Annotated in this window: 14 protein-coding genes; 9 read left to right on the top strand and 5 right to left on the bottom strand. The window is 71.1% G+C overall.

Going from position 1 to position 20,603, the window contains the following annotated elements; translation table 11 throughout:
- Nucleotides 1-34: 34 nt before the first annotated feature.
- A complete protein-coding gene (locus ACW9TB_RS01360) occupies nt 35-1,573 on the bottom strand; it encodes a PP2C family protein-serine/threonine phosphatase (RefSeq protein ID WP_472746043.1) in 1,539 nt (512 codons plus the stop codon).
- A 120-nt stretch (nt 1,574-1,693) separates the two neighbouring features.
- On the opposite strand from ACW9TB_RS01360, the gene ACW9TB_RS01365 reads away from it, so the two are divergent.
- The gene (locus tag ACW9TB_RS01365; protein WP_472746044.1) at nt 1,694-5,866 is read left to right on the top strand and encodes a HAMP domain-containing protein; all 4,173 of its coding nucleotides are present in this window, start codon (nt 1,694-1,696) and stop codon (nt 5,864-5,866) included.
- A 3-nt stretch (nt 5,867-5,869) separates the two neighbouring features.
- The gene (locus ACW9TB_RS01370) at nt 5,870-6,499 is read left to right on the top strand and encodes a response regulator (RefSeq protein ID WP_472746045.1); all 630 of its coding nucleotides are present in this window, start codon (nt 5,870-5,872) and stop codon (nt 6,497-6,499) included.
- Nucleotides 6,500-6,558: 59 nt separating this feature from the next.
- Here the strand turns inward: ACW9TB_RS01370 and ACW9TB_RS01375 are convergent, their stop codons facing one another.
- Both ACW9TB_RS01375 and ACW9TB_RS01380 read right to left on the bottom strand, forming a co-directional pair.
- Nucleotides 6,559-7,779, bottom strand: a complete 1,221-nt coding sequence (locus ACW9TB_RS01375; protein WP_472746046.1) for an NYN domain-containing protein — start codon at nt 7,777-7,779, stop codon at nt 6,559-6,561.
- Between the two features lie 405 nt (nt 7,780-8,184).
- The gene (locus ACW9TB_RS01380) at nt 8,185-10,785 is read right to left on the bottom strand and encodes a zf-HC2 domain-containing protein (protein ID WP_472746047.1); all 2,601 of its coding nucleotides are present in this window, start codon (nt 10,783-10,785) and stop codon (nt 8,185-8,187) included.
- Nucleotides 10,786-10,960: 175 nt separating this feature from the next.
- On the opposite strand from ACW9TB_RS01380, the gene pyrE reads away from it, so the two are divergent.
- Entirely contained in the window at nt 10,961-11,497 is a 537-nt protein-coding gene (pyrE, locus tag ACW9TB_RS01385) for an orotate phosphoribosyltransferase (RefSeq protein ID WP_472746048.1), read from the top strand.
- 52 nt (nt 11,498-11,549) lie between these two features.
- On the opposite strand, the gene ACW9TB_RS01390 is transcribed toward pyrE, so the two are convergent.
- Nucleotides 11,550-11,975 carry a hypothetical protein gene (locus tag ACW9TB_RS01390; RefSeq protein WP_472746049.1) on the bottom strand — a complete coding sequence of 142 codons (426 nt, stop codon included), beginning with the start codon at nt 11,973-11,975 and terminating at the stop codon, nt 11,550-11,552.
- Between the two features lie 293 nt (nt 11,976-12,268).
- Between ACW9TB_RS01390 and fbaA the strand changes: the two genes are divergently transcribed.
- The 4 genes from fbaA to ACW9TB_RS01410 all read left to right on the top strand — a co-directional run bounded on the left by fbaA (nt 12,269) and on the right by ACW9TB_RS01410 (nt 16,338).
- Nucleotides 12,269-13,291 (top strand): class II fructose-bisphosphate aldolase, encoded by a 1,023-nt coding sequence (gene fbaA, locus ACW9TB_RS01395; RefSeq protein WP_472746050.1) that lies wholly within the window; start codon nt 12,269-12,271, stop codon nt 13,289-13,291.
- Nucleotides 13,292-13,392: 101 nt separating this feature from the next.
- Nucleotides 13,393-13,812 carry a DUF3151 domain-containing protein gene (locus tag ACW9TB_RS01400; protein ID WP_472746051.1) on the top strand — a complete coding sequence of 140 codons (420 nt, stop codon included), beginning with the start codon at nt 13,393-13,395 and terminating at the stop codon, nt 13,810-13,812.
- Between the two features lie 231 nt (nt 13,813-14,043).
- Nucleotides 14,044-15,327, top strand: a complete 1,284-nt coding sequence (locus ACW9TB_RS01405) for an adenylosuccinate synthase (RefSeq protein ID WP_472746052.1) — start codon at nt 14,044-14,046, stop codon at nt 15,325-15,327.
- A gap of 84 nt (nt 15,328-15,411) precedes the next feature.
- Nucleotides 15,412-16,338, top strand: coding sequence for a glycerophosphodiester phosphodiesterase family protein (locus ACW9TB_RS01410; protein ID WP_472746053.1), 927 nt, complete (start codon nt 15,412-15,414; stop codon nt 16,336-16,338).
- A gap of 75 nt (nt 16,339-16,413) precedes the next feature.
- Here the strand turns inward: ACW9TB_RS01410 and corA are convergent, their stop codons facing one another.
- A complete protein-coding gene (corA, locus tag ACW9TB_RS01415; protein ID WP_472746054.1) occupies nt 16,414-17,493 on the bottom strand; it encodes a magnesium/cobalt transporter CorA in 1,080 nt (359 codons plus the stop codon).
- Nucleotides 17,494-18,109: 616 nt separating this feature from the next.
- On the opposite strand from corA, the gene purD reads away from it, so the two are divergent.
- On the top strand, nt 18,110-19,342 hold the full coding sequence (gene purD, locus ACW9TB_RS01420) for a phosphoribosylamine--glycine ligase (RefSeq protein ID WP_472746055.1): 1,233 nt from the start codon (nt 18,110-18,112) through the stop codon (nt 19,340-19,342).
- 107 nt (nt 19,343-19,449) lie between these two features.
- Entirely contained in the window at nt 19,450-20,493 is a 1,044-nt protein-coding gene (locus tag ACW9TB_RS01425) for a hypothetical protein (RefSeq protein WP_472746056.1), read from the top strand.
- Nucleotides 20,494-20,603 lie beyond the last annotated feature (110 nt).

Here is a 20,603-nt window from a genome sequence, read left to right on the forward strand (position 1 = left end):
TGGGCGAGCAGGCCCCGCCCGGGGACGTGGCCCGTCAGCGGGCCCGCAGGACCACGATCGCCATGTCGTCGGCGCTCGGCTCGGGGGCGAAGTCCTGGACCGCGCGGCGGATCCGCTCGGCGACCGCCCGCGCCGACAACCCCGCGCACTCGGCCAGCAGCTTGGCCAGCCCCGCGTCGTCGTCGAGCAGCCGCCCGTCCCTGCGACGCTCGGTGACCCCGTCGGTCACCGCGAGAAGCACGTCACCGGGGTCGAGGTGAACGAGCTCCGCCTTGAAGGTCGCCTCGGGGAAGACGCCCAGCAGCGACTGGGACGTCACCACGGCCTCCACGACGCCGCTGGGCCGCAGCCGCAGCGCCTCCGGGTGCCCGGCGGAGACCATCGCCACGTCCAGGCCGCTCGGCACGGGCGTGATCTCCCCGTGCAGCAGCGTCAGGAAGCGGGCGCGCTCGCCCTCCTCCAGGATGGCCTGGTTGAGGCGGTCGAGAACGGCCGCCACCCCGTACCCCTCCCGCGAGAGCAGGCGCAGGGTGTGGCGGGCCAGGCCGGTGACCGCGGCGGCCTCGGGGCCGGTCCCGCAGACGTCGCCCACCGCGAACCGCCAGGAGTGGTCACCGGCCGCGAAGAGGTCGTAGAAGTCGCCGCCGACCTCGTTGGTCTCCCCGGCGGGCTCGTAGACCACCGCGGGGTCGAGACCGGGGATCTCGCCCGGCTCGTCGGGAGGGAGCAGGCTGCGCTGGAGCGCCCGGTTCGCCGCCGCCTGGGTGGCGTACAGCAGGGCGTTGTCGAGGGCGAGCGCGGCGCGGCGGCCGATGTCCTCGGCGTACTGGAACACGTCCTCGGCGAACCGGTCGGGCCGCCCCAGGCACATCGCGCCCAGCGTGCGCCCCCGGGCGAGGAGCGGGATGACCAGCATCTGCGAGTCGGCGAGCTGCATGGACCCGCCGCCCTGCGGGATCTGGACGCTGGCGAGCTCCTCCCGGAGCTCGTCGATGCGCCGCTCGTCGGTGTGCCAGAGGTAGGCTGGACGCTGCGGGCCGCCGCCGTTGCTCCATGTGTAGACGGCACACCAGGTGGCCAGCCGCGGCACCACGATCTGCGAGATGATCGCGGGCACCATGTCGGGATCGAGGGTGCCCGCCAGAAGATCGCTGGCGTCGGCGAGAAAACCCATCCATATCGGCCCGCGACTGGGTTCTTCCGCGGCCCACTCCGAGGACGGCCGTCCTGAGGAGCCGGGCAGCCGGATCCTGGCCCAGTGTGTGCGCTGCTGACCGGCGAAGGTGACACCCCACTCCTCCACCGGCACGGACGGGGCGCCGGGGCTCGCCTCGGGGGCCCGCTTCTGGCGCACCTCGATCTGCAGCCCGTCGCCCAGATGGCTCCAGACGATCTCGAAGGGGACGTCGGTCACCTGCGCCGACAGGTCGGCCGCCAGCCGCTCTGCGACCGCCAGGACGGACGCGGCGGCCCAGGCGGTCATCACCTCGATGGTGAACCGCCTGGCGGCTGGGACGGCCGTGTGTCCCGGGGCGAAGGTCGCCGCCAGGACGGCGCGTGGAGCACTGGTCACTGTTCCGTGACTACCACACTTCCCGTTGGCATGGGGTGAATCGAAGGTGGGACTACACATTGCGCACCGTGACAGACTGGGGTGACTCACGGCTGCGCCCCCGGGAGTCAAGGAGGTCATATGACCACGGTCAACACCGTGCCCGACGTCGAGGAGCGACGTTACAGCGAATCAGATCTGCGACCGATCCTGCAGACGCTCATCACCTGGCGCGACGGTGACTTCCGCCGCCGGGTGCCGCACGCCCCGCCCGGAATCCTCAGCGAGATCCGCCTGCTCCTCAACGAGGTGGCCGATCGCCGCGAGCACCTGGCCAACGAGCTGCACCGGGTCCGCCGTGAGGTGGTCAAGGAGGGTCGCTTCGGCGAGCGCCTCACCCCCGGTCCCGGCGTGGGTTCGTGGGCCGAGAGCGTCGATTCGGTCAACACGCTGATCGACGCGCTCGTGGGCCCGGTCAGCGGGGCCGCGGACGTGATCGACGCGGTGGCCAAGGGTGACCTGTCCCGCCGGATCGATCTCGACCGCAGTGCCCGGGGCGAGGTGCGCCGTCTCGGCAAGGCGATCAACGGCATGGTCGACCAGCTGTCGCTGTTCACGTCCGAGGTGACGCGGGTGGCCAGGGAGGTCGGGACCGAGGGCCGCCTGGGCGGCCGGGCGAACGTGCGCGGCATGTCGGGGAGCTGGCGCGACCTCACCGAGGCCGTCAACACCATGTCCAGCCGCGTCTCCGCGCAGGTCCGCGACATCGCCGCGGTGACCACCGGGGTCGCGCGGGGCGACCTCAGCCGCAAGGTCACCGTCGACGCGGTCGGCGAGATGTTCGAGCTGAAGAACACCGTCAACACCATGGTCGACCAGCTGCTGGCGTTCGCCGAGGAGGTCACCCGCGTCGCCCGCGAGGTCGGCACCGAGGGCCAGCTCGGCGGCCAGGCGCAGGTGCGCGGCGTGTCGGGCGTCTGGAAGGACCTCACCGACAACGTCAACGTGATGGCGGGCAACCTGACCACCCAGGTCCGGGCCATCGCGGCGGTGTCCACGGCGGTGGCGCAGGGCGACCTGTCCAAGAAGATCACCGCGGACGCCCAGGGCGAGATCCTGCAGCTCAAGGACACCCTGAACACCATGGTCGACCAGCTGTCGATGTTCGCCGACGAGGTCACCCGCGTCGCCCGCGAGGTCGGCACCGAAGGCCAGCTCGGCGGCCAGGCCCGCGTACGCGGCGTCTCCGGCGTCTGGAAGGACCTCACCGACAACGTCAACTCCATGGCCAACAACCTGACCTACCAGGTACGCAACATCGCCGAGGTCACCACCGCCGTCGCCAACGGAGACCTGACGCGCAAGATCGACGTCGACGCGCAGGGCGAGATCCTCGCGCTGAAGACCACGATCAACACCATGGTCGACCAGCTGTCGTCCTTCGCCTCCGAGGTGAGCCGCGTCGCCCGCGAGGTCGGCTCCGAGGGCCAGCTCGGCGGCCAGGCGCAGGTGCCCGGGGTCTCCGGCACCTGGAAGGACCTCACCGACAACGTCAACGTGATGGCGAACAACCTGACCACCCAGGTGCGCCAGATCGCCGCGGTGTCCACGGCCGTCGCCCAGGGCAACCTGTCCAAGAAGATCACCGCGGACGCCCAGGGCGAGATCCTGCAGCTCAAGGACACCCTGAACACCATGGTCGACCAGCTGTCGATGTTCGCCGACGAGGTCACCCGCGTCGCCCGCGAAGTCGGCACCGAAGGCCAGCTCGGCGGCCAGGCCCGCGTACGCGGCGTCTCCGGCGTCTGGAAGGACCTCACCGACAACGTCAACTCCATGGCCAACAACCTGACCTACCAGGTACGCAACATCGCCGAGGTCACCACCGCGGTCGCGTCCGGCAACCTGACGCGCAAGATCGACGTGAACGCGCAGGGCGAGATCCTCGCGCTGAAGACCACGATCAACACGATGGTCGACCAGCTGTCGTCCTTCGGCGCGGAGGTCACCCGCGTCGCCCGCGAGGTCGGCTCCGAGGGCAAGCTGGGCGGCCAGGCCCGCGTCGAGGGCGCCGAGGGCATCTGGAAGCGCCTCACCGAGAACGTCAACGAGCTCGCCGCCCGCCTGACCACCCAGGTGCGCGCCATCGCCGAGGTCACCACCGCCGTCGCCACCGGCGACCTGACCCGCTCCATCACCGTCGACGCCGAGGGCGAGATCGGCGAGCTGAAGGACAACATCAACATGATGGTGGCGGTGCTGCGCGACACCACCACCGCCAACCAGGAGCAGGACTGGCTGAAGTCCAACCTGGCGAGGATCTCCCGCCTCATGCAGGGCCACCGCGACCTGATGGAGGTCGCCAAGCTCATCATGAGCGAGCTGACCCCGCTGGTGTCGGCGAGCTACGGCGCCTTCTACCTCGCCGAACCCTCCGGCGACCGCGACCTGCACCTCATCGCCGGGTACGGCGCCCGCCCCGGCAACGGCCCCCGGCAGCGGTTCGCGACCGGCGAGGGCATCGTGGGCCAGGCCGCGATGGAGGGCAGGGGGATCATCCTCGGCAACGTGCCCGCCCGCTACCTCACCGTCGACACCGGCCTCAGCACCTCCGAGCCCGCGCAGATCGTCGTGCTACCGGTCCTGTTCGAGACGCAGGTGCTCGGCGTCCTGGAGCTGGCCTCGTTCAGCGAGTTCAGCGAGGTCCACCACGACTTCCTGAACCAGCTCGTCGAGACCATCGGCGTCACGATGAACACGATCATCGCCAACTCCAGGACCGAGGACCTGCTCACCGAGTCGCAGCGCCTCACCACCGAGCTGCGGGAGCGTTCCGACGAGCTCCAGCGCCAGCAGGAGGAGCTGCGCCGCTCCAACGCCGAGCTGGAGGACAAGGCCGCGCTGCTGGCCAAGCAGAACCGGGCCATCGAGATCCAGAACTTCCAGATCGAGCAGGCCCGCCGCACGCTGGAGGAGCGCGCCGAGCAGCTCGCGGTCTCCTCCCGCTACAAGTCCGAGTTCCTCGCCAACATGTCCCACGAGCTGCGCACCCCGCTGAACAGCCTCCTCGTGCTGGCCAAGCTGCTCACCGAGAACGCCGAGGGCAACCTCACCGCCCAGCAGGTGGAGTTCGCCAGGACCATCCACGGCGCCGGATCCGCCCTGCTGCAGCTGATCAACGACATCCTCGACCTGTCGAAGGTCGAGGCCGGGCGGATGGACATCCACCCCCAGCAGATCTCGCTGCCCAAGCTCGTCGACTACTTCGAGTCCACCTTCGCGCCGCTGGCCCAGGACAAGGGCCTGTCGTTCACCGTCGAGGTCGACCCGTCGATCCCGCAGGAGCTCCGTACCGACGAGCAGCGCCTCCAGCAGGTGCTGCGCAACCTGCTCTCCAACGCGATCAAGTTCACCCCCAAGGGAGAGGTGCGGCTGCGGGTGATCCACGCCAGGCGCGCCGTCGCCTTCGTGGACGACACCCTGCGCGGCGCCGACGGCATCCTCGCCTTCGAGGTGGTCGACACCGGCATCGGGATCGCCTCCGACAAGCTGGAGGTCATCTTCGAGGCGTTCCGCCAGGCCGACGGGACCACCAGCCGCAAGTACGGGGGGACGGGCCTGGGCCTGTCCATCTGCCGCGAGATCGCCCGCCTGCTCGGCGGCGAGATCCACGTGGTCAGCGAGGTCGGCGAGGGCAGCACCTTCACCCTCTACCTGCCCCCGTCGTACGGCGGCCCGCTGGCCTCGCGCGACGGCGGGGCGAGCGCTCCCTCCTCCCCCCGCAACCCGGCGCTCGTCGGCGTGCTCGAGGAGTCCGACGACCTGCCGGAGCTGACGCTCAACGACGACATGCCCCTGCCGCAGTTCCCGCAGGGCGAGGGCAAGCCGTGGAAGGGCGACGACCCGCTGACCGGGGCGAAGATCCTGATCGTGGACGACGACATCCGCAACGTGTTCGCGCTGACCAGCGTGCTCGAACGCTACGGCTCCACGGTGATCTACGCGGAGAACGGCCGCGAGGGCATCGAGCAGCTCGAACGCAACGAGGACGTCGCCCTCGTCCTGATGGACATCATGATGCCGGAGATGGACGGCTGGGCCACCACCTCCGCGATCCGCCGGATGCCCCAGTTCGCGGACCTGCCGATCATCGCGCTAACCGCTAAGGTCATGCGAGGCGACCGGGAGAAGAGCATCGCGTCCGGTGCCTCCGACTACGTGCCCAAGCCCGTCGACGTCGACCGCCTGCTGGAAAGGCTGCGCGGCTGGCTGACCCGGGGCAAGCCGGCCGGCGACTCCAACGAAGGCGTGTGATCGATGCCGGACAGAGCCAAGATCCTCCTGGTGGACGACCGGGAGGAGAACCTGATCGCGCTTGAGGCCATCCTCAGCTCGCTCGACCTGATACCCGTCCGGGCGAAGTCGGGGGAGGAGGCGCTGAAGGCGCTGCTCGGCACGGAGTTCGCCCTGATCCTGCTCGACGTCCGGATGCCGGGCATGGACGGGTTCGAGACGGCGGCCCACATCAAGCGCCGCGAGCGCACCCGCAACATCCCGATCATCTTCCTGACCGTGGTCGACAGCGCGCCCGACTACGCCTTCCGCAGCTACGCGGCGGGCGCCGTCGACTACCTCACCAAGCCCTTCGACCCCTGGGTGCTCCGGGCCAAGGTCGCGGTGTTCGTGGAGCTCTACAACATGAACCGCAGGCTGGCCGAGCAGGCCACCATGCTCCGCGAGCGCCTCGCCACGGAGCTGCCGGGTGAGGCGTCCGACCAGGTCGCCGTGCTGCCCGAGCTGTCCAGGCGGCTGACCGCCGTCGAGGAGGAGCTGGGCCGGGTCTCCGAGCTGGCCCGCAAGAGCGGCGACCCCGGTCTCGCGGGACCGATGACCGATTTGTCCAACCGCCTCAGCCACCTGCGCGCGGGCTTCGACGCCCTCACCTGAGGGCGCTCCCGCGCGTCTTGCCGTCCGGGGCATCGTGTCGGCACGCGGGGCGCGCGCCCTCAGCGGCGGGCGCGCTCCAGGGCGTCCCAGAAGCCTCGGCGCAGGGCGTGGCGTACCTCGTCGTGCAGGAGGAAGTCGATCGGCAGCGAGGAGCCCTGGAGCAGGCGCGCCTCCAGGTCCGAGGGCATCCGGGGCTTGCGGGCGAGGACCGCCTCCAGCCACAGGGCGGGCGCGTCCTTGGCCACGGACTCGCCGAAGTCGTGACCCTCCTTGTGGGCGGCCTGCACCGCGTCGGAGAGAGTCGTCGCGGCGCCGGTCACGCTCCCGGCGCTCTGCAGCGGCACCGGGGCCGGTTGGGGACCGGTGTAGGCGCTCATCTGCGGCGGGGCCTGGTAGGTCGGCATGCTGCCGGTGTTGCCCAGCGAATACTGCGGCGCGGTCGGCAACGGGCCGGTCTGGGTGCTGACAGGGGAGGCGTGCGAGGGCGAGGAGGGGGGCGGAGGCGGCGGGGGTGGCGGCGTGGCGGGAGCGGCCGGGACGACCGGCGACTCCTGGGTGTAGCTCTGGTAGGCGGAGGGCAGCGCGGGCTGGGCGTGGGCCGCGCGGGACACCTGGACCGCGGGGATGGGACTGGTGGCCGGGGCGCCGTTGCTCACGCCGATGCCGCCGGTGACGCGTGAGGAGACGGACTGGCCGTTGGTGGCGCCGTGCTGGTGGCCGTTGGTCGCCAGGGCGGGCGCCTCGCCGCTGAGCAGGCTGACGTGGGGACGCAGATGACCGGCGCCGATCTCGATCAGGTCGTCGCACTCCTGGCGCAGCGTACGGGAGACGGCCCAGCTGCCGTCGGCGCTGATGTGCACCACGGTGACCCGGATGCCGAGGTCCTGGGCGTCGCAGACGACCTGCGCCAGGTCCTCGTCGCCGCTGACCACGACCGCGTCGCAGACCGCGCCGTTGCGGGCCAGCGTCATCAGGTCGCGGTGGACCTGGGCGTCGACGCCCTCGCGGCGGCCGGGGCGGATGCGCGACAGGCGGAGCTTGAGGCCGGGAATGTCGGCCAGCGTGTCGTGCTCCGGGGTGCGGCGGCCCTCCACGGTCGCCTCGTACCAGTAGCAGCGCAGCAGCGGCAGGCCGGTGCGCTCTCTCGACAACTTGTTGAGCAGCTGGAGCAGCCCCGGGTAGTCCCAGGAGACGGACTCGCGGTGGCGGGTACCGTGCACCGCCATCGCGCCGTCGGCCAGCAGGTAGCCGGCGTCCACGAACAGCGCGCAACGATCCACACGACACCGCCCTTCCTACGTAGCCCGATCCTTCGGTTCAGACAAGCCTGAAAGAACCCCTAAGAGACCGGACAGACGGCCCTTCCTCAGGGTAATCAAGCAGCTGACCATCCGAGGGTGAATCCCGACGATTCCACCCGCGCTCGACCATACGCTGGATCGTTCACGCAGACCGTACCAGTTTGTCCCGTTCGAGAACCCCCTCCGCGAGGTGCTACTCGCTCGGGTTTCCGGCCGTCCCGCCTCCCGTGTCCCCGGAGCCCGCGTGACCCCCTCACCGCACAGCGGACCCGGACGAACTGTGCGCCCCGTCGTGGACACGACCGGATATTTTTCGCACGGAACCGACGGCAGCGCCGGGACCGCGGGCTGTCACGGGGCGGCTCGTACGCTCACGGTGGGCTGTCACGGAGCGGTCCGTACGCTCACCGCCGCCGCGCCGAACAGCAGGACGTCCTGGCGCGTGCTGAGCTCCAGCACCGGATCGTGGCCGAGGGGCGACCGGAAGCGGTCCACGTCCGTACCGAAGGTCGTGCCGCTCCCCCGCGCCCCGGCGGCGGACCCGTCGAAGGGGTTGCGCGGGTCGCGCCCCCCACCGGCGGGCCGCAGGAGCCGTCCGCCGAGCCTCACCCGGTCGCCCATGACGCCCGCGTCGCCCTCCCAGGTCACCAGGGCCACCCTCGCGGGCGCGCCGGACGGCGTGAGCCCTTCGAGCGGTATCCGCGCCGAGCGGTGCCCTCCGTCCAGCACCGTCGCGGTGTCGACGACGACGGCCTGGCTGTACGGCCGGCGCGGATCGGCCACGATGACCACCAGGCTCCACCCGGCGTGACGCGCCACACCGGGCCGCACCGAGGCGTCGGCCACCCAGTACGTTCCGCTGACCGCGCCCAGCAGACGCGTCACGTCGGCGAACGCCTGGTAGCCGCGTCCCGCGGGCAGCTCTCTCTCCACCACCTGCGTCGCCCTGACCTGCTGGTATCGCTCCTCGCCCGGCACCTTGAGCTTGATCCGCCCGCTGGGGGGCGCGCTCGCCGACCAGTAGAGGCCCGCCCACACCACCTTGCTCGCCGCGGGCAGGGCGAGCCGGGCGGCGCTCGAACCGCCCGTCGACGGATCCCCGTCACGGTCGAGGGGACGCATCTCCCAGCTGTTGTTGTCGAGCCTGCCGCCCCGCCGCGAGCGGGCGGCCTCGCAGGCGGGCTCCGAGGGCGCGCAGCTCATCAGGGTGTTGCCGATCGCGGAGACGGCCACCCGGCCGTCGGTGGCGAACCGGGCCGGGGCACCCGTCGCCCGTACCCCGCTGCGCGACCTGGCCGCCACCCTCGTCCCCGCGCTGGAGACCGTGACCGAGGGCGACGCCCCGTAGGTCGCGTCGCCCGACACCAGGACCCTCAGGAAGACCGCGGTGGCCCGGCCCGCCGGTAGCGGGCCGCGGACGCACCGCGCGCCCCGGCTCCGCGCCCGGCAGGACCAGCCGTCGACCGTGCCGACCGGCGTGACGGCGCCGACGGCGTTTCCCCGGCGGGCCCCGGACGGCAGCGTCACGCCTCGCGGCAGGCCGACGTCGGCGACGACCTCCTCGCTCTGTCCCCGGCCCGCGTTGCGCAGCCGCACCGCGACGATTCCGGCCTCGGACCTGACCAGGGCGCCGAGCGCGTCGATCCTGGCCACCAGGCGGGGGGCGAGCCAGGAACCCGTCCGGCCACCCCCCTCGGACCCCTCCTCGGCCCCCTCCTCGGACCCCTCGGACTTCGCGGACCCACCGGATCCGGGTGCCGCTCCGGTCTCGCCGCCGGGCCCCACCGGCTGCCCCGAGAGCGGCGGTACGGGAGGCCCCGGGGTCCGGTTCTCCTGCTCAGCGGACTCCCCCGGGTCGGGGGAACCGGGTGCCGGGGCCACGACGATCGGCTCGGAGGCCGTACTCGGGCCTCGGACGGGCTCCCCTGCCGTCGCCAGCACGAGGGCCGCGGCCACCGCGACCGCGACGGCCGCCACCCCGGCCGCGACGGCACGCCGTACGGACCGGGGAGCCCTCCGCCAGCGGCCGGGCAGCCCGCCCCCCGCCGTGGCGCCCATCCTGGCGAGCGCCGTCAGGTAGGCGGGGAACGCGGGACCGGCGACGAGCGGGCCGATCACGGAGCGGACGCCGTGGCCGATGCCGGTCAGCTCCGCGAGCACCGCGCGGCAGCCGGAGCAGCCCTCCAGGTGCCTGTCGATGACCTTGCTCTGCTCCCTGTCCAGGCCACCGCGCGTGTGGGGTCCCAGCCTGGTCAGCACAGGTCGGCACTCGGGGGCGGAGGTCTCGGCCAGGTGGACGCGCAGGCACGCCTGACGCATCCCCTCCCGGGCCCGGTGGGCGAGCGCGGCCGTGCCGTTGACCGTCAGGCCCAGCAGGAGCCCGACGTCCTCGTCCCTGAGCCTCTCGGCCTCGGCGTGCCACAGGACGAGCTGCCACCGCTCGGGCAGGGAGAGGAACGCCCTGGCCACCGGTGAGCGTTCCAGGCCCTCCAGTGACGGGTCGACGAGAAACGTACGAAGACCGAGGGGGCCGAGGGGGCCGAGGGGGCCGAGGGGGCCGAGGGGGCCGAATTCCCCGTCCGCCCGCTCGTCGGTCTCCCCCTCCGTCTCCCCGCCGGTCTTGCCGGTCTCTCCGCTCGCCTCCCTGTCCTCGCCGTCCTCCCCGTCCGTTCGCTCGGTGGCTTCCGGTAACGCTCCTTCGGTGGTCGGCGAGCCGGAACGGTCGGCGGTCGTACGGCGAAGGGCGGTGAGCAGGTAGGCGCGGAACGCCTGTTCCAGGCCGTGTCCCCGGGCGATCACGTGGTGGACCCTGGCGAACGTCTCCTCCACGACCTCCTCGACCTTGACCTCCGTCTCGCCCGGCAGGAGCAGGCGGGCGAGGGCATACGTCGCGGGGGCGTGCCGCTGATGGAGCAGCCGGTAGGCGGCCTCGTCGCCGTTCCTGGTGGCAGCCAGCAGTTCAGCGTCGCCTTGAGATGTTTTCACACTCATTGTGACCTCACCATTACCCGGAGTTGCCTGCCGGATAATCCCGCAGTACGCGCCGCGAGTAAACCCGGATCGCACTTTTGCCACCCCGGCCCGAAACCGGCGTTACGGCGGGCCTCTTTTCCGGCAGGGCCCGATCAGGCGGGTTCCGGAGTCGCCCTAACCTTGTGCCATGAGCGATCGCGAGAGCCTGCTGGCGGAGATCAAGGGCAAGGCCGTGGTGTACGGCAAGGTCGTGCTGTCCTCGGGCATGGAGGCCGACTTCTACGTGGACATGCGCCGGGTGACCCTCGACGGGCAGGCGGCACCGCTGGTGGGGCGGGTCATGCTGGACATCACCGAGGACCTCGACTACGAGGCGGTCGGCGGCCTGACGCTGGGCGCCGACCCGGTGGCGACCGCCATGATGCACGCGGCCGCCGCGCGAGGCGGGAGGCTCGACACGTTCGTGGTCCGCAAGGCGCAGAAGACCCACGGCATGCAGCGCAGGATCGAGGGCCCGGACGTGTCGGGGCGGCGGGTGCTGGTGGTGGAGGACACCTCGACGACCGGCGGATCCCCGCTGACCGCGGTGGAGGCGTTGCGCGAGGCGGGCGCCGAGGTCGTGGCGGTCGCCACGATCGTGGACCGGGGAGCTGCCCCGGCGGTCGACGAGGCCGGGCTGCCGTACCTGACCGCCTACACCCTGGCCGACCTCGGCCTGGCCTAGAAAGCCCGGGGACCTTCCCCCAGAGGATCCGGAGCAGGTGGGAGAAGCGAGGCTAGTCGCGGGAGACCGTGAACTCCTGGCGTTCCCCCGCCTTGCCCGGGGAGCGGACGGCCCCGTTCACCTGGACGCGGACGGCGGCGGAGTCGGCCAGGACGACGTCGACCTTGGGGTCGAAGGACTGGAACTGCTCGCCGCGGTCCATCTCCCGGTCGAGAAGCACGTCACCCCCGGTGACCTTCACGAAGACCGTGGGGCAGCGCTCCCGCAGGCACTCGACGAGGACCGTCGGGACGCGCTCGGGGGTGGCGGAGGAGAGCGGGGAGGCGACGGCGGACGGCGCGGCGGCCGAGGGGGCGGGCGACGGGGCCGTCTCCGCGTCGGAGCCCAGGCTGCCGATCAGCGAGAGGACTCCCAGCACGATCAGGGCGACGACCACCAGCACCGCCAGTCCGACGAGGACCAGGCGTGCGATACCCATGGGGTCAGACCTGTGGCGTCCCACACTGTGGAGGTTAGCGGTTCGTGAGGAGATTTCACGACCGACCTGCTGGATCCGTCGGGAAGAGCGCGCCCAGGTCGTGCCGCGGGCCCCGGGATCTCCGGCGGGTGAGGACCGGGGATACGGTTGGAGGTACGGCCGGAAGACATCGCTGCGGACCGAAGGGGTACTGGAGCTATCCGGCCGGGAAGGAACCCGGAATACTGGCCTACGGGCTATGTCCTCATAGCCGCGCGCCAGCTTTTCACAGCCGTCTCCAGGGAGATGACACGATGCCTATCGCTACTCCAGAGGTCTACGCCGAGATGCTCGACCGGGCAAAGGCAGGCGGTTTCGCCTACCCGGCCATCAACGTGACCTCATCACAGACCCTCAACGCTGCGCTCAGGGGGTTCGCCGAGGCGGAGAGCGACGGCATCGTCCAGGTGTCGACCGGCGGTGCCGATTTCCTCTCGGGCACCACGGTCAAGAACATGGTGACCGGCTCGGTGGCCCTGGCGGAGTACGCCCGGGTCGTCGCGGCCAACTACCCCGTGACGATCGCCCTGCACACCGACCACTGCCCCAAGGACAAGCTGGCCGGTTTCGTGCGCCCGCTGCTCGACATCTCCCTTGAGCGGGTGGCCAGGGGCGAGGACCCCCTCTTCCAGTCGCACATGTGGGACGGCTCCGCCGTGCCGCTGGACGAGAACCTGGAGATCGCCAAGGAACTCCTGGAGAAGACCGCCCGCGCGCGGATCGTCCTTGAGGTGGAGATCGGCGTCGTCGGCGGCGAGGAGGACGGCGTCGTCGGCGAGATCAACGAGAAGCTCTACACCACCACCGAGGACGCCCTCGCGACCGCCGACGCCCTGGGCCTGGGCGACCGGGGCCGCTACATGCTCGCCGCGACCTTCGGCAACGTGCACGGCGTCTACAAGCCGGGCCACGTCAAGCTCCGCCCGAGCGTGCTCAAGGAGATCCAGGACGCGGTCAGCGCCAAATACGGCACGGAGAAGCCGTTCGACCTGGTCTTCCACGGCGGCTCCGGCTCGCTGCTCGAGGAGATCCACGAGGCCATCTCCTACGGCGTGGTGAAGATGAACATCGACACCGACACGCAGTACGCCTTCACGCGCCCGATCGTCGACCACATGTTCAAGAACTACGACGGTGTCCTCAAGGTCGACGGCGACGTCGGCAACAAGAAGGCGTACGACCCGCGCTCGTACGGCAAGGCCGCCGAGACCTCGATGGCGGCGCGCATCGTCGAGGCCGCCCAGCACCTGAAGTCCGCGGGCACCAAGCTCTCCTGAGGCCGGAAAAGGGTCACGGGAAAGACGGCTGGATCGGCTTCCGGAAAGACTCCGGGGGCCGATCTTGGCCTGACATGGGTCCACCGGGTAGGACTGTCGTTATGGAATCGCACGAGAACCTCCTCGCCGGCCCGCCGCCCACCCTGCTCCCGGACCTGCCCGAGGCGCGGGACGCACTGGAATCCGGTGCCCAAGCATCCGACGTCGCCGCGCGTTTCCCCGCGTACCCGGCCGCCTGGGCCGCCCTCGCGGACGAGTATTTCGCGGCGGGACACGCCGTGACGTCGTACGCCTTCGCCCGCACCGGTTACCACCGCGGCCTCGACCAGCTCCGCAGGGCGGGGTGGAAGGGTCACGGCCCGATCCCCTGGGAGCACCTTCCCAACCAGGGGTTCCTGCGCTGCCTGCACGCGCTGGCCCGCGCCGCCCAGAGCATCGGGGAGAAGGAGGAGGCCGAGCGGTGCTTCCAGTTCCTGAAGGACTCCAGCGCCGAGGCGTCCGAGGAGCTCACCAGCCGCTGACCGGCAGCCGGTCTCTCCCCCGAGCCCTCCCACTGAGCCACTGATCAGCTTCCGGAATCCGCCCCGCTGAGCCACCGGTCAGCCTCCGCCCCGCCCCCGGGATCTCTCACCGCGCCCCCCTTTCGCGAGGTGGGAGATCCCCATTTCGGACGCGGTCGGGTATTCTCTCCACGCAAGAGCCCCTGTCGCGATTGCGCCAGGGGTTTTCGTTTTTGTGGTGGGAGACTCACGATGCCGGCTGTCGTTCTCGTTGGTGCCCAGTGGGGCGATGAGGGCAAGGGTAAGGCGACCGACCTGCTTGGGGACCAGGTCGACTACGTCGTCAGATACCAGGGAGGCAACAACGCGGGCCACACGGTCGTCATCGGCGACCAGAAGTACGCGCTGCACCTGCTGCCCACGGGAGTGCTCTCCCCGAACGTCGTCCCCGTGATCGGCAACGGCGTCGTCATCGACCCGGGCGTGCTGCTGAGCGAGATCGACGGGCTCCAGGCCCGGGGGGTCTCCGCCGAGCGGCTGCTGATCTCCGCCAACGCGCACCTGATCATGCCCCACCACAAGGCCCTCGACAAGGTCACCGAGCGCTACCTCGGCAAGGCCAAGATCGGCACCACCGGGCGCGGCATCGGCCCCGCGTACGGCGACAAGATCTACCGGATGGGCGTGCGGGTCCAGGACCTGCTGGACCCGGGCATCCTGCAGAAGAAGATCGAGGTCGCGCTGGGGGAGAAGAACCAGATCCTCACCAAGATCTACAACCGCCGGGCGATCGACGCGGGCAAGGTCCTGGAGGAGTATCTCGGCTACGCCGAGCGCCTCACGCCGCACATCGCCGACACCTCGCTCATCCTCAACAGGGCGCTGGACGAGAACAAGGTCGTGCTGCTCGAGGGCGGCCAGGGCAACCTGCTCGACATCGACCACGGCACCTACCCGTTCGTCACCTCCTCCTCCCCGACGAGCGGCGGCGCCTGCTCGGGTTCCGGCATCCCGCCGACCCGGCTCACCGGCGTGATCGGCATCCTGAAGGCGTACACCACCCGCGTCGGCGCCGGTCCGTTCCCGACCGAGCTCGACGACGAGATGGGCGAGTGGCTGCGCACCACCGGCGGCGAGTACGGGGTGACCACCGGGCGCAACCGCCGCTGCGGCTGGTTCGACGCGGTGATCGCCCGCTACGCCACCCGGATCAACGGCGTCACCGACTACTTCCTCACCAAGCTGGACGTGCTGTCCGGCCTGGACACGATCCCCGTCTGCGTCGCCTACGAGGTCGACGGCGTCCGCCACGACGAGATCCCGATGACCCAGACCGACTTCCACCACGCCAAGCCGGTGTACGAGGAGTTCCCCGGCTGGAAGGAGGACATCACCGGTGCCAGGAGCTTCGAGGACCTGCCCGCCAACGCCCGGGCGTACGTGAAGGCCCTGGAGGAGATGAGCGGCTCCAGGATCTCGGCCGTCGGGGTCGGTCCCGGCCGTACCGAGACGCTCCAGATCCACTCGATGATCTAGTTCCGGCCGGTACGGCCCGCACCCGGCGCGGCCGAGGGCGAGCCGTACCGGACGATCGGCACGCGAGGTGGATAAGGTCCCTGTGTGCATGCCGAGATTCACGGTCACCGCGGCGCCCGCGGGCTCCGTCCCGAGAACACCCTGCCCGGTTTCGCCCACGCCCTCGAACTGGGTGTCGACGCCCTTGAGCTCGACGTCGCGCTCACGGCCGACCGGCGGCTGGTGCTCACGCACGACCTCACCGTGTCACCGGTGACCAGCGCCGACGTCCGTCCCGCCTTCCGCGACGACCCCGCCTTCCCGTACGTGGGTCAGCCCGTCGGCGCGCTCACGCTGGCGCAGTTGCGCACGCTGGAGTGCGGGGTACGGGTGCCGCGCACTCCCGAGGACCGTTTCGCCCCGACACAGGTGCCGGTGCCGAACACCCGGATGCCGACCCTCAGCTCCGTGCTCGGCCTGATGGACGCGTACGGCGCCGACGGGGTGCGCGTGCACGTGGAGCTGAAGTCCGATCCGACCAGGCCAGACCTGAGCGCCGACCCCGCCGAGTTCACCGAGATGGTGGTCGCCGAGCTCGACCGGCACCGCAGGCTGGAACGGGCGGCGATCCTCAGTTTCGACTGGCGCGTCCTGCGGATCGCCCGCTCGCTGACCCCCGCGACCCAGCGGTACGCCCTGATCGAGCGCGCCACCATGGACAGCGCCTGGCTCGACGGCCTCCGCCTGGAGGACTTCGGCGGCGACATCCCGGCCGCCGCCGCCGAGGCCGGGGGCACCACGCTCTCCCCCGAGCACGTGATGGTCGACCAGGAGTTCGCCCGGCGGGCCGAGAAGGCCGACCTGCCGCTGGCCGTGTGGACCGTGAACGAGCCGGTACGGGCCGGGGAGCTGCTCGACCTCGGGGCCGCCGCGATCGTCACCGACTATCCCGACCGGATGATCGCCCTGTGGGCCGGGCGCGGCATGCCCGTCCCCCGGCCGATCACCCCCGCGCGTCCGCTGAGCGCCTGAGGAACCGTCCGAGAAGGCGGGTCAAGCGCCCGCACATCCTGAGCGCCTGATCCGCGTGTCCTCTGAAAAGCGCGGTCACATCCAGCCGTTGCGGCGGAAGCCCCGGTAGAGCAGCGTGCAGGCGATGACCATCACGCCGAGCACCAGGGGGTAGCCGAAAACGGAGTTGAGCTCGGGCATGTGCTCGAAGTTCATCCCGTAGATGCCCGCGATCATCGTGGGGACGGCCATGATCGCGACCCACGAGGAGATCTTCCGCATGTCCTCGTTGGCGAGCGCGTTGGAGCGGGCGAGCGCCGCCTGCAGTATGGAGTTGCAGAGCTCGTTGGACGACTCGACCTGCTCGCAGACGCGGGCCAGGTGGTCGACGACGTCGCGGAAGTACTCGCGCATCTCGGAGGGGATCATCCGGCGCTGGGCCAGCGTGGACATCGGCGACTGGAGCGGCATGACGGACCGCTTCATCTCGATCATCTCGCGCTTGAGGTTGTAGATCCGGCCGATGTCACGGGCGCTGACGTCGGCGAAGACCATCGCCTCGACGTCCTCAAGCTCGGCCTGCATGCGGTCGGCCACGCTGAGGTACCTGTCGACGACGTGGTCGGCGATCGCGTGCAGCACGCCGGTGGGACCCCGGTTGAGCAGCTTGGGCTTGTCCTCGAGGCGCGCGCGCACCTCCGAGAGGGGGCAGTGCCTGCCGTGGCGCACGGTCACCACGAAGTCGGGGCCGACGAACACCATCAGCTCACCGGTGCCAATGATCTCGCTGGTGGCGGTCAGCACGTCGTGGTCGATGTAGGCGACGGTCTTCAGGACCACGAATATCGAGTCGCCGTAGCGCTCGACCTTGGGCCGCTGGTGAGCCTTGACGGCGTCCTCGACGGCGAGCGGGTGCAGGGCGAAGACCTCCGCCAGCCACTCGACCTCGGGGGCGTCGGGCTCGTGCAGGCCGACCCAGACGAAGGCGTTGCCTCCACCGGAGCTCTTGCCGGAGCCCCCGTCGGAAGCCGTGTCGGAGGCCGCGTCGCGGGCCGCGTTGTGGGCGCGGACGAGCTCCAGGGCGTCGGGGATGCCCAGGGCGTCGATCTTCTTGCCGCCGACGTAGGCGGCGTACTCGACGAGCGAGTCACTCGGCGGGACGCAGACGCCGGTCATCCGCTCACGGAGCGATACGGCGGGCGCGTGTGCGGCACGAATCGTACGGGTGTGCTTAATACGGGGAAAAAGGAGCGAGGAGCGCATGGCGAGCCTTTCCCGCCCAATCCGGCGAGATCCACACGCGATGCGATGTCACCCCCGGTCGAGAGGGTGATGCGTGTGGCGCCGATCGGGCACCGAGATGGGGTGGTCGAGAGTGCGCACAGCAGGCGTGCGCGAGCACGTACTGCTGGGATCGCCAGAGGACATCCCGAACCACCTCCAATCAGCAAGAGACTCGCAAACCCACCCAAAAGCTAACACGATTGGGGGGATGCCTCTCAGTTTACTCCCAGGTTCAACTGTCGATCATGCGTAACCAGACAAAATTCACACGGCCTTTACGGCACCTTCCCCGCTCGCGGGCGTTCGAACTTGTCCACAGGCTGTGGACAGTCCCGCGAATCCACGGCGGGCACGGGCCTCCCGGAGGCGTGAGCGCGGGTAAAGCATGACGGACCCGGGCCCGGAAAACCGCCGGACCCGGCCTGGGAAAGCCGTCCCGGGCCGTGGGACCCCGGGGCGGCGGGCGCGGGCCCGAGGGGGAGGCAGGGAGGGCGATAGGCTCTGACGAGTGCGCGTTCTTGTGATTGGATCCGGCGGGCGTGAACACGCCCTGTGCCGGTCGCTGGCGGCGGACCCCCAGGTCACCGAGGTTCACTGTGCTCCCGGAAACGCGGGTATCGCGCGGGTCGCGACCCTGCACCCGGTGGTGCCGACCGACCCGGCCTCGGTCACCGGGCTGGCCGGGAGTCTCGGGGCGGACCTGGTCGTGATCGGCCCCGAGGCGCCCCTGGTCGCCGGGGTCGCCGACGCCGTCAGGGAGGCGGGGATCCCCTGCTTCGGGCCCTCGCGGCAGGCGGCGATGATCGAGGGTTCCAAGGCCTTCGCCAAGGACGTCATGGTCGCGGCGGGCGTCCCCACCGGGCGGTCGCACACCTGCGTCACGCCCGAGGAGACCGCCGCCGCGCTCGACGAGTTCGGCACGCCGTACGTGGTCAAGGACGACGGCCTGGCCGCCGGGAAGGGCGTGGTGGTCACCGGCGACCGCGACGAGGCGCTCCGGCACGCCGCCGCCTGCGGGCGGGTCGTCATCGAGGAGTTCCTCGACGGCCCCGAGGTGTCGCTGTTCGCGCTCTGCGACGGCTCCACCGCCGTGCCGCTCCAGCCCGCCCAGGACCACAAGCGCGCCTACGACGGCGACCAGGGCCCCAACACCGGCGGCATGGGCGCCTACACACCGCTGCCGTGGGCGCCGGACGACCTCGCCGACCAGGTGATGGCCGAGACCGTGATGCCGACCGTGACCGAGCTGGCCAGGCGCGGCACGCCGTACACGGGGGTGCTGTACGTGGGGCTCGCCCTCACGTCCAAGGGCCCGAAGGTGATCGAGTTCAACGCGAGGTTCGGCGACCCGGAGACCCAGGTCGTGCTGGACCGGCTGGAGACGCCCCTCGCGGGCCTGCTGCTCGCCTGCGCGAACGGGACGCTCGACCGGTTCGGGCCGCTCTCCTACCGCGACGGCGCCGCGGTGACCGTGGTGATCGCCGCGGAGAACTACCCCGCCGAGCCGGTGCGGGGCGACGTGATCGAGGGGCTGTCCGACCCGGTCGAGGACGCCTACGTGCTGCACTCGGGCACCGCCCTCGACGGCGGCCGGGTCGTCTCCAGCGGGGGCCGGGTCCTCAGCGTGGTCGGTACCGGGCCCGACGTCCCCTCGGCGCGGGCGGCGGCCTACGAGGCCGTGGAGCGCATCCGGATGCGCGGCTCGCACCACCGCACCGACATCGCGGGCCGCGGCGCCTGAACCCCGGCCGCGCCCGGTTTCCCGGGAGGCGTAGCGCTTGATCGGCATGGCGCGATAAGCCTGGGGCAGTCATGTGCCCGTCCCAGGCCGCTCCCCCCGGAGGAACGATGTCGCTCGACCCCGCGATGCCCCCCGAGCGGATCGGCGACACCGGCGTGCTTCGCTGGCCGGGCACCTGGCGGGTGTACGTCGCCACCCGGAGCGAGGAGATCAGGGCCGACGCCGAGCGGGCCCTGACGATGCGCGACGAGGCGGGCCAGCTGGTTTCGGTGGGCGAGGGCATCGGCACGCACCTGGCCCGCGCGGAGACGTACGCGCGCAGCAGGCACGGCGTGCGGCGCTGGCTGACCGGCCAGGCCATCGAGGGGGCCTGGTCCAACGTCAACAGCGCGACCGTGATGCTGTACGGCGTGCTGCCGACGTCGGAGCTGTCCGGGCGGGGCCCGGAGGTGGTGGCGATCGGCCGGGCGTACCTGCCCGGTGACGACCCCCGGCTGGTCCACCTCCAGGCCAGGCTCGCGGCGGGAGACCTGGTGGAGAACGACAGGCCGCTGATGCAGTCGGTGCTGCGGGCCGCGTACACCGCGCAGGCGATGGAGACCGGGCGGGTCCGCAGCTTCCGCAACCTGCTGCTCGGCGGGGTGGTCATGCTGACCCTGATCGTGCTGGGCGTGGTGGTCATCGGCGCGATCTGGCCGGACGTGATCCCGATGTGCGGCAACCAGTCGGTGATCCGCACCCAGGGGCTGATGCCCGCCCAGATCTGCCCGACGGGCGGCCTGCGGCCCGGCCACGGCGACGTACCGCTCGTGGCCCTGATCGGCATGCTGGGCGCGGCGCTGGCCACCGCGGCCTCGCTGTCGACCCGCTCGGAGCTGTCCACCCGCTACTCGCTGGCGGTCGTCCAGAACCTTCTCAAGGCGCCCGCGGGGGTGGCCACCTCGGTTCTCGGGCTGCTGATCCTGAACTCGGGCTTCGTGCCCGGCTTCGCGGGGCTCGGCTCACAGCCCGCGATCCTGGTCTGGGCGATGGCGTTCGGGTACGGCCAGCAGATCGTCACCCGCTTCGTGGACCAGCGGGCCGACAGCCTCCTGTCGGCCGCCTCCCCCCTCACCACCGCGGGCGGCGCGAAGGGCGGATGGCGCCCGTGACACCGCCTCCGCGTCCCTCGGGCGGCCATGGGATGATCTTCCCCGCGATCCGGGCGCGAGGGCGCCGGGACACATGGCCGAGGGGGCGCGGAAACGCCGGAGAACACGGG

The sequence above is a fragment of the Streptosporangium sp. H13245 genome (assembly GCF_055690525.1).

What these genes read in the sequence shown, in the direction of transcription:
- ACW9TB_RS01405 (WP_472746052.1), top strand. Translation starts at nt 14,044, where the DNA reads ATGCCGGCTGTCGTTCTCGTTGGTGCCCAGTGGGGCGATGAGGGCAAG.
- ACW9TB_RS01390 (WP_472746049.1), bottom strand. Translation starts at nt 11,975, where the DNA reads ATGGGTATCGCACGCCTGGTCCTCGTCGGACTGGCGGTGCTGGTGGTC.
- ACW9TB_RS01400 (WP_472746051.1), top strand. Translation starts at nt 13,393, where the DNA reads ATGGAATCGCACGAGAACCTCCTCGCCGGCCCGCCGCCCACCCTGCTC.
- pyrE (WP_472746048.1), top strand. Translation starts at nt 10,961, where the DNA reads ATGAGCGATCGCGAGAGCCTGCTGGCGGAGATCAAGGGCAAGGCCGTG.
- ACW9TB_RS01370 (WP_472746045.1), top strand. Translation starts at nt 5,870, where the DNA reads ATGCCGGACAGAGCCAAGATCCTCCTGGTGGACGACCGGGAGGAGAAC.
- fbaA (WP_472746050.1), top strand. Translation starts at nt 12,269, where the DNA reads ATGCCTATCGCTACTCCAGAGGTCTACGCCGAGATGCTCGACCGGGCA.
- ACW9TB_RS01365 (WP_472746044.1), top strand. Translation starts at nt 1,694, where the DNA reads ATGACCACGGTCAACACCGTGCCCGACGTCGAGGAGCGACGTTACAGC.
- ACW9TB_RS01425 (WP_472746056.1), top strand. Translation starts at nt 19,450, where the DNA reads ATGTCGCTCGACCCCGCGATGCCCCCCGAGCGGATCGGCGACACCGGC.
- corA (WP_472746054.1), bottom strand. Translation starts at nt 17,493, where the DNA reads ATGACCGGCGTCTGCGTCCCGCCGAGTGACTCGCTCGTCGAGTACGCC.